The organism is Fenollaria sp. (assembly GCF_057222035.1).
The window spans coordinates 21,510-30,982 of record NZ_JBXXYC010000010.1 but is presented as its reverse complement, the minus strand read 5'-3'; the positions used below and the strand labels follow the sequence as shown (position 1 = coordinate 30,982).

Sequence of the window (9,473 nt, the reverse complement as noted above, 5' to 3'; positions counted from 1 at the left end):
TGAACTCTTCTTACTCCGTATCTACCTTTGTTTGAGGTAAATATTTCTTGTATCTTTTCTTTGATTTCTTTGTTTCTTAGATCAACTTGATCAACTTTACTTAATTCGTAGTAGTATGTTGATTTAGGTAGGTTCATAGCTCTTAAAAGATATTTTAGTTTGTATTCTTCATCTCTTAGTGCTCTGATGACTGCTGCTTTTTCGCCTTGAGATATGCAGCATATTTTTCCCTTCTCAAGGCGTCTAATTTTTTTTCGACTGCTCGCTCTGTTCTTAAATATCTAACTTCTTCTCTTAAACGAATAAGTTCTTCTCGTTCTGATTCGTTAAGTGGCTTTGGTTCTATATCAATTTTTTCATTCTTATCATTCATTTTAGATGGTCTTCCTCTCTTCTTAATTTCAAGAGAATTATACCCAAAATTTTTATATTTATTAACCCAAGTGTAAAGTTGACCATCTGGAATACCAACCTCTATAGCTACAGACTTATATGAATTTCCTGCTAAAACTTTTGATACAAGCTTAAATTTTTCTTCTGCAGTCCACTCTTTGTTCTGTTCTTTGTGTTTAAGTATCTCTTCTCCATGAAGGTCTACAAGTCTGATCCAATACCTTATACTACTTCTGAACGCTTCTTGTTTAATTCCTTCTGGTGTTTCCATCCATTTTCCTTGTTTGTATAGTTCTACGCATTCTTTTTTGAATTCATAACTATATCGCATAAAAATACCCTCCTTACTGGTTTGTCCAGTAAAGAGGGTACATATCATTGCTGTAAGCATTTTTTATATATAAGCTATTATTAGTCTTCTAATAAATAAGCTAGTGCTAGTCTAAATGTTGCATCAACTGCTTCTTTGTGTGTTCTTTCAAAGCTGTGTGATGCGTCAACACCTGGTCCTATAAGTGCGGCTCTTACGTTCCAGCCTGCTCTTAAAACTGCTGATGCGTCTGATCCGTAGTATGGATAGATGTCTATTGCGTATGGAATATCATTCTTTCTAGCTAATTTTATAAATTTTTCGCTCATCATCTTGTCATAAGGTCCTGAAGAATCTTTTACACAAACAGTGCACTTGAATTCTGAAGATGTTTGTCCAGTGCCTGGTGCTGCCATGTCTACAGCTATGAACTCAACTGTTTTTTCAGGTAGACCAGCGCTTGATCCGTGGCCAAGCTCTTCATAGTTTGAGATAAAGAAGTTTGTTGTGTGTTTTGGCTTAATATTATTTTCTTTTAAATATTTTACAAGTCCTACAAGAACTGCAACGCAAGCCTTGTCATCAAGGTGTCTTGACTTAATAAAGCCTGATGGTGTAACCCATGTGCCTGGATATAGGTAAACATAGTCACCAACGTTTATGCCAAGTTTTTCAACATCTTCTCTTGATGAAACTTTTTCGTCAATTCTAATCTCCATTGAGTCTTCGTCTCTCTTTGTTTCGTCAGCTTTTGCACCATAAACATGAGTTGAAGAAACATTAGTAAGTATAGTGCCTGTGTATTCGCCATCATCAATAGTTGAGATAACACATTCACAGCCTTCAATTACATTCCATGGATATCCGCCTAATTTTGTAAGTTTAAGTCTACCATTTCCTGTTATGTCTTTAACCATGCAGCCAAGTGTATCAACGTGAGCTGATAAAGTCACTTGCTCTTCGTCGTCTTCGCCTTCAACTGTTACATAAAAGCCGTTCTTAGCATTCTTATGAGCCTTTAAGCCGTATTTAGCAAGTTCTTCTTCAACTAAGTTAAGTGCCTTGATAGTATCTCCTGTTGGTGATGGTGTTTTTAATAGCTTTACCATAAATTCAACCATGTAGTCTAAATCGTATTTAACGTCCATTATTATTCCTCCCTTAATAAATAATCTATTGCTAATTTGTATGAATCAAAGCCAAAGCCTGAGATAACTCCATCACAAGCTGCTGCTGTGACAGAATTTTTTCTAAACTCATCGCGTGCCAATATATTTGTTAAGTGCACTTCGACTTTTTTTATCTTTATAGCCTTTAGTGCATCATATATGGCATAGCTGTAATGCGAGTAAGCAGCTGGATTAATGATAACAGCATCATATTCCCCATCAATTAGTTCTTGAAGCTTATCAATGATGGCTCCTTCAGAATTTGATTGAAACTCATCTAAATTAGCTCCTTTATCCTTCGCATAAGACTTTAATTCATTTACTAAATCATTATAAAATAAATTGCCATAAATTTCAAGCTCTCTCTTGCCAAGTATATTAATATTCGGTCCGTTGATTACAATTATTTTTTTCATTTAATCACTCCTTGTACCTTTAAACGCCTTTTTATTTCTTTACACATCAAAAAAACTGATTTGTCTGTTTTCATCGTCATGTCACAATACTTTTCGAATAAAGGCGCTCTTTGATTATAAAGCTTCGTCATCGGGTCGCCCTCGGCTCTTAGTAAGGGTCTTCTCGATGTATCAAGATTTGTTTTCAAAAACTCAAGCGGCCTCTTTAAATAAATGACATAGCCGCGATTTTTTAAAAAATTCATATTTTCTTCGCGCATAACTGTTCCGCCGCCAGTCGCTATAACTCTTTTATCGAGCCTAGCTACTCTTTCGCAAGCAAGTGTCTCTCTGCGCCTAAAATCTTCCTCGCCAAATTTTCGAAAAATTTCATTTATGCTCATCCCAGCCTCTTTTTCAATGAGTCTATCTATGTCAATGGCCTTGTAGCCAATTTTGCGAGCGAGTTCGTAGGCGATGGTCGTCTTTCCGCTGTTTGGCATGCCTATGATAATTATATTCATGCGCTCACCAGCATATCGTAGATGGCAAGAGCTGCGTAGCACTTCATAATTGGGTAAACGCGTGGAACGACTGAAGCGTCATGTCTGCCATTTATATTTATCTCAGCGTTTTCCATAGTTTTCATGTTTATGGTCTTAAACTCACGTGGTATTGATGCAATAGGCTTAAATACGCAGCTAAGTACTATGTCTGCGCCATTTGATATACCTCCAATGATGCCACCGTTAGTATTTTTTAAAAATTTTACTTTGTCGTCTTCTACTCTCATCTCGTCAGCTACTTCGCTGCCAAGGCTCTGAGCAAAATCATTGCCATCGCCAAAGGAAACAGATTTTACAGATGGAATCAAATACATGTATCTTGCTAGCTCCCCATCAAGCGGAGCAAATGGCGGCTCGCCAAGGCCTGCCTTGACGCCTTTTATAATTAATTCGACCTCTGCTCCAACGCTATCGTTTTCATTTTTTATCTCGTCTAAATATTTTTGGGTCTCGTCGTCACTGTACTTATACATGTGATATGTTTTTGATAAAAATTCTTCGCCGCGCGCTTCGTCAATGATTTTACCCACTCTTTTTAAATGCGTTTCAAAAGTAATTCCTTTCTTTTCTAGCTCTTTTAAAATAATTGCAGCAGCCGCACAAACTGGCGCTGTTAAACGAGCTGAGAATATGCCCGAGCCGCGATAGTCATTAAAGCTCTTGTACTTAACAAAGGCAGGATAATCAGCCTGCGATGGTCTTGCTAAATCTTTTGTTTTTTCATACGAAGAGCTATCAACGTCAGAATTTTTCATAAGTATGGTAAGTGCGGCTCCTGTTGTGAATCCATTGAAAACACCGGATATGATCTCGTATTCATCAGCCTCTCTTCGCGCACTCGAAGCAATTGATTTTGGTCTTCTCTCTAAAAGGATTTTATCAATGTAGTCTCTATCGACTTCTATGCCGCTAGCTAAGCCATCAAGCGTCGCCGTCATAAATTTTCCATGCGATTCACCTGAAAGAGTGAGCCTTATTCTATTTCCAATTGTCGATGACATTGACCTCGCCTCCCAAACTTATATAATCCTCGAAAAATTTCGGATATGACTTATTCACGCACTCGTAGCCACTTAAGAATATATCTTGATCAAGCTTTGTCGCAAGCATCGCTATCATCATGGCTATCCTGTGGTCATTATACGCATCAAACATATTGGTATACATGATGATGTCCTCAAGCGGATTCACGATTAAGCTGTCATTTGTGAAAATAATTTTTGCTCCAATCTTTTTAAGTTCATTGATAATTGCTTGAACCCTGTTTGATTCCTTAAAAATCAATCTATTTATAGAAGTGAATGTAGTTTTATGCTTTCTAAATAGTGCCGCCATAGCAAGTATTGGCACTATGTCTGGCGAGTCCTTCATATCAAAGCTAAGATTTTGCGTCTGATCATATTTAGATAAAATATCGATTGCCTTTTTATCGCCTTGTATGCTTGACTCATCCATGTCCATGATATTTATATTAGAGCCCAAATAATTTGCTGCGTAGTAATTAGCTGCGTTTGAGTAATCTCTTTCAATCACATATTCACCAGCTGTTTTAAAATCTTGTCCGCCCTTTATTTTAAATTCATTTTCACTCGCTTCAATTTCTATACCAAAATCTTCTAGGCACTTAATACTCATGTCAATGTATGAGCGTGAAGATATATCACAGTCAAGAATTATACGTGAATCAAAATTCATGCGCGCAAGCTTAAATAAAAGAGCTGAGACGAATTGGCTTGAGATGTCTTCTGTAATTATGTATTCATCTTTGACCAAGTCGCCTTTTATGGTGATGGACTTGTTCTTATCATTTCTATGAAATTTTATACCATTGTCATTAAAAATTTTAAAAATAGTATCATTTGGCCTTTCATATAGCTTATCGCCCATGTATATCTCATGCAAATTGCCATCCAAAATATTTAATAACATAAAGCGAAGCGTTGTACCAGAGGCTTCGATGCGGATTCTATCTGGACTTTTTTTATTCTCACGCGGCTTGACAAGGACGTCACCATTATCCAAAAGATCAAAATCAGCAAAACTTATTAGACTAAGCATAGTGTCTTTAATGTCGTCAGATAAGTCAAATCCTTTGATTATGGTATTTTCGCCAGCAAAAGAACTTGCAAAGATATATCTGTGCAAGTAACTTTTTGAGTGATTTACATAAACTTCACCCTTTAATTTAGAATTTTTTATTCTTAATATGCTCATTATAAAGCTCTACTACCTTTCTCTCGTCCATTTTTTGTATAAGTGCCTCTTTATTTTTCAAAAAAACAAAGTTTATTTCGTCACCCATCATCTTTTTATCACTTTTAAGTGATTTTATCTCATAATTTATTTCTTCGATTGGATAATATTTATGAATTAATTCAAAACTCCTCATATAAGTTTCTTCATCTGTAATATTTAAAATTTTGCCAAGCTCAAGAGCAATCTTCATCCCAGTGGCAACGCTATGGCCATGTGATAGAGCAAATCCGCTTGCTGCTTCAATCACGTGACCAAAGGTGTGGCCAAAATTTAGCGACATGCGAGCACCCTTCTCATTTTTGTCTTCACAAACAAAATGAACTTTTGTCCAAATGGATTTTTCTAAAATTTCTTCAATATTTGCATCATTTTTAATTAAATCATATAATTCATCATTATAAATAAGTGCATGTTTAATCACTTCTGCAAAACCTGATATATACTCATCTTTAGGAAGCGTTTTAAGTGCATCTATGGCTATGAAAACTTTGTATGGATCATAAAATGTGCCTAAAATATTTTTTTTATCGCAAAAATCTATGCCAGTCTTTGAACCGATGGCTGCGTCTGTCATAGCAAGTAGGCTTGTTGCAACGTTTACATGCTTTATGCCTCTATAAAGAATCGAAGCTGCAAAGCCGCCAATGTCCGTTACTACGCCGCCGCCCACATTGATTATAATTGAGTGCCTATCAAGCTTATCAGATGCGTACTCAAGAATATTTTCTAAAACGCTAAGACTTTTCGTCTCTTCACCAGCATCTATCACATAGATGTATGCATCATATTTCTTAATTATCTCATCAATAAAAGCTCTTTGCTCTCTATAAAGATTTCTATCTGTTAATACAAGGTGCTTAGTAAATTTTTTCTCTAAAATAATTTCACTCGCCTTGTGAATAATTTTTATTTCATAAGAAAGTTCATCTTTATTCATAAGATTTGCCCATCGCCTTAAGTATTTTCTTTAAATCTAATAATAAATCATCAAACTCAGCATAATTTATGGCTTGCTCGCCATCTGAAAGTGCCTCTCTTTTCTTGTCATTTACTTCGACAATGATCCCGTCTGCGCCAACAGCTACACTCGCGAGACTTAGAGGCTTAACTAAGTAGTCAATGCCTCCTGCATGTGATGGATCGACTATGATTGGTAGATTTGTATATTTCTTAATTATAGGCACACTCGAGATATCAAGCGTATTTCTAGTAGCTGTCTCGAAAGTCCTTATGCCTCTTTCGCATAAAATAACGTCTTCATTGCCGCCCTTCAAAATATATTCAGCCGCCGCGATAAATTCTTTTATTTTATTTGCAAAGCCTCTTTTCAATAATACTGGTTTATTTATTTTGCCAAGCTCTGTGAGTAGTGAAAAATTTTGCATATTTCTTGCGCCAACTTGGATTATGTCAACTGAGTCCATAAAATAATCAAGCTCACGCAAATCCATTAGCTCGGAGACAAATTTCACGTCATAAACCTTTTTTATTTCTTTAAAATATTCAAGCGCTTCGCGTCCTAAGCCTTGGAAGCTATATGGTGATGTCCTCGGCTTAAAAGCACCTGCTCTTATAAATTTTATTCCGCGAGATGATAAAAATTTTACCTCATCAAGAAGTGATTCATAAGATTCACAAGCACAAGGACCGGCAATAAGTGTAAAGCCATCACCAATCTTTTCGCTGCCTATATTAATAATTGTTTTTTCTTTATATGTCTTTGATGATTTTTCTTGTTCAAAGTTCATTTCTATCAGCTCCAGTCCAAATTTTAAAGGCTTCTTCTGCTTGACCCATAAACATGCCCCAGCCATTCATAGTGATGAGACCCGCTTCTTTAGCAAGCTCCAAGAATTTTGTCTCTTCAGGATTATATGTTAAATCATAAGCAAAACCGGCTCTGCTCATCTCAAAATCTTCCTTTGATAATGGGCTCTCATCAAGCTTTCCTGCCATGCCAAGTCCAGTCGCGTTAATGATTACATCTTGATCCATGCCGTAGCCATAAGGATAAATCTCTATATCGTCTTCAAAATTCTTTAATTTATAATGCGCCTCAACCTCATCGCGCGTATAAACAGTTATTTGAAAGATGTTTAGCTTAAGAAGAGCATAAATAATGCTGCGAGCCGCTCCACCAGTACCTAAAACAGCGTAAGAATATCTCTCATATTTTGGTATTTGGCTACTTATGTCCTTCATAAAGCCGATGTAATCAGTATTGTGTAGACTCATCTCGCCATTTGCAAGGTTTGCCGTATTAGCTGCGCCTAAAATTTTAACCGCTTCACTCACTTCATCAGCGTATTTAATAATTTCTTCCTTAAGTGGTGTAGTTATGTTAAAACCTAGAACTTCGCCAGTCTTTGCTTCATTTACAAAGCTTTCAAGTCCATCTTTATTTATTTCTTTTTTTTCGTAATTAAGTTCAAGTCCATCTCTATTAATAAAGTCCTTCATCACTTCAGGTGACTTTGACTGCTCAATCGGACTTCCTATCACGAATAATTTATTTCTCATAAGTCTTTACCCTTCTAGTCTTTATATAATAATCGATGATCATATTCGCAAGCTTTTCGCTGTCGTGTCTAGCATAGTCGCCATCATCCAAGCAATCGCCTTCGATATAATCAATCGCCTCTTCTTTTAAAAATTTCTTGTCTTCACCCGTCAAAAATATTTGCTCTTGATATTTTTCTTGATATTTTTTCTTAAGCTCTTCGCTTAAAACCTTATTATTTATAATAATCGAGTCAAAAATTTTATCTGAGTGTTCAAAAATCGCCTCGATATGATCTTTTACAGACATCTTATCAGTCTCTCCGTGCTGAGTCATTACGTTTTGCACGTAAATCTTTTTTGCTGATGAAGAAAGAATCGCTTCTTTAACGCCTTTCACGAGCAAATTTGGTATAACCGATGTATATAAGCTACCGGGTCCTATAAGTATGATATCCGCCCTGTTAATGGCTGTGATTACGCCATCAAGCGGCTCAACGTCCTTTGGACAAAGCTCAACTCTTTTAATCTTTTTATTGTCTTTTATCGCCTCAGCTGGCAATATGCTCTCGCCAAAAGCCTTGCTCTTGTCGTCATAAGTCGCCTCGATATTGACATCGTTTACGGTGATGGGCATAACAGTTCCCTTGACCCTTAGTATGCTTGACGCCATCTTGACAGCTTCTTCAAATGAGCCATATATTTCATTCATTGCAAGTAAAAATAAATTGCCGAAGGATTGGCCCTTTAACTCGCCCTTCTCAAAACGATGTGAAAGAAGAGTATTCATTTCAGGCTCTATATCGGAAAGTGCTAAAAGACAGTTACGCACATCGCCTGGTGGCAGCATGCCGAAGCTTCTTCTTAAAATGCCGCTTCCGCCACCATCGTCAGCCATAGTCACAAGCGCAGTTATCTCTGAAGAATAATTTTTTATACCCTTTAGTAGCGTCGATAAGCCTGTTCCTCCGCCTATAGTCACTATCCTAGGGTTTAAGCTTCTATAACTAAACATTGCGCGCCTCTTTATCCATGTCTCTATTTTTCAAAACGGTTAAATTTTTCTTTTCCTTTAAATATTCATAAAGCCTTTCAGCCATGTAAACGCTTCTGTGTCTACCACCCGTGCATCCCATGCCTATGGTTAATTGATTTTTTCCTTCCTTTATATAATTTGGTAATAAAAAATCAAGCATATCTATAAGTTTTTGGAAAAATTCTTCTGTTGCGTCATATTTTTCTAAAAATTCCTTTATTTCTTTATTAAGTCCTGACAAGGGCCTTAAATCTTCAAGATAATATGGATTTGGTAAGAATCTCACATCAAAGACAAGATCTGCCTCCTCCAAAATTCCGTACTTAAAACCAAAGCTTTCCACGACTATGGTAAGTTTCTTTCTTGTAATGGTATTTGAAAGTATTTCATAAAGCTTATCTTTTAAGTCGCTGCTCTTCATAGAGCTTGTATCTATGATGTAGTCAGACTTGTCCTTAAGCTCCTTAAGCGTCTCTCTTTCCTTTTGTATACCATCTTTTAAGGAGCCATCCTTGCTTAATGGATGTGGCCTTCTTCTTTCGTTGAAGCGCTTAATTAGCTCACTATCTCTAGCGTCTAAAAATATTAATTTAAAATCTAAATTCTTTTTTTCAAGCCCATCGATAACAGTTAGCATATCATTAAAAAATTCCTTGCCTCTTATGTCCATACCAAAGGCAACCTTGTTTATGTCTTCATTGTCATTACCAATTAGCTCGAAAAATTTTGGCAATAAAACAGGAGGCATATTGTCAATGCAGTAAAATCCATTATCTTCCATGAAATTCAATAAAGAACTTTTTCCGGCACCACTCATGCCTGTTACTACATATATGTCCATAATATCCT

At 36.4% G+C, this 9,473-nt stretch carries 11 protein-coding genes; all 11 read right to left on the bottom strand.

The features are described from left to right. Positions 1–175 precede the first annotated feature (175 nt). Positions 176–724 (bottom strand): transposase, encoded by a 549-nt coding sequence (locus AC2UOP_RS06965; protein ID WP_484833125.1) that lies wholly within the window; start codon positions 722–724, stop codon positions 176–178. Between the two features lie 80 nt (positions 725–804). Then, entirely contained in the window at positions 805–1,851 is a 1,047-nt protein-coding gene (locus AC2UOP_RS06960; RefSeq protein WP_484833124.1) for a M42 family metallopeptidase, read from the bottom strand. A gap of 2 nt (positions 1,852–1,853) precedes the next feature. Next, positions 1,854–2,288 carry a type II 3-dehydroquinate dehydratase gene (gene aroQ, locus AC2UOP_RS06955; protein WP_484833123.1) on the bottom strand — a complete coding sequence of 145 codons (435 nt, stop codon included), beginning with the start codon at positions 2,286–2,288 and terminating at the stop codon, positions 1,854–1,856. Next, entirely contained in the window at positions 2,285–2,791 is a 507-nt protein-coding gene (locus AC2UOP_RS06950) for a shikimate kinase (protein ID WP_106018613.1), read from the bottom strand. Before AC2UOP_RS06950 ends, aroQ begins: the two co-directional genes overlap by 4 nt. Continuing rightward, positions 2,788–3,834, bottom strand: coding sequence for a chorismate synthase (gene aroC / locus AC2UOP_RS06945; protein ID WP_484833122.1), 1,047 nt, complete (start codon positions 3,832–3,834; stop codon positions 2,788–2,790). The genes AC2UOP_RS06950 and aroC overlap by 4 nt, the downstream gene beginning before the upstream one ends. Beyond that, the gene (locus AC2UOP_RS06940; protein WP_484833121.1) at positions 3,812–5,047 is read right to left on the bottom strand and encodes a 3-phosphoshikimate 1-carboxyvinyltransferase; all 1,236 of its coding nucleotides are present in this window, start codon (positions 5,045–5,047) and stop codon (positions 3,812–3,814) included. Before AC2UOP_RS06940 ends, aroC begins: the two co-directional genes overlap by 23 nt. Next, positions 5,019–6,026 (bottom strand): 3-dehydroquinate synthase, encoded by a 1,008-nt coding sequence (locus tag AC2UOP_RS06935; protein ID WP_070600393.1) that lies wholly within the window; start codon positions 6,024–6,026, stop codon positions 5,019–5,021. The genes AC2UOP_RS06940 and AC2UOP_RS06935 overlap by 29 nt, the downstream gene beginning before the upstream one ends. After that, positions 6,019–6,837 (bottom strand): 3-deoxy-7-phosphoheptulonate synthase, encoded by an 819-nt coding sequence (aroF, locus tag AC2UOP_RS06930; RefSeq protein WP_484833120.1) that lies wholly within the window; start codon positions 6,835–6,837, stop codon positions 6,019–6,021. The genes AC2UOP_RS06935 and aroF overlap by 8 nt, the downstream gene beginning before the upstream one ends. Then, entirely contained in the window at positions 6,827–7,609 is a 783-nt protein-coding gene (locus tag AC2UOP_RS06925) for a shikimate dehydrogenase family protein (RefSeq protein ID WP_484833119.1), read from the bottom strand. The genes aroF and AC2UOP_RS06925 overlap by 11 nt, the downstream gene beginning before the upstream one ends. Then, a complete protein-coding gene (locus AC2UOP_RS06920; protein WP_484833118.1) occupies positions 7,599–8,603 on the bottom strand; it encodes a gluconeogenesis factor YvcK family protein in 1,005 nt (334 codons plus the stop codon). The genes AC2UOP_RS06925 and AC2UOP_RS06920 overlap by 11 nt, the downstream gene beginning before the upstream one ends. Continuing rightward, on the bottom strand, positions 8,596–9,465 hold the full coding sequence (gene rapZ / locus AC2UOP_RS06915; RefSeq protein WP_484833117.1) for an RNase adapter RapZ: 870 nt from the start codon (positions 9,463–9,465) through the stop codon (positions 8,596–8,598). Before rapZ ends, AC2UOP_RS06920 begins: the two co-directional genes overlap by 8 nt. Positions 9,466–9,473: the final 8 nt, after the last annotated feature.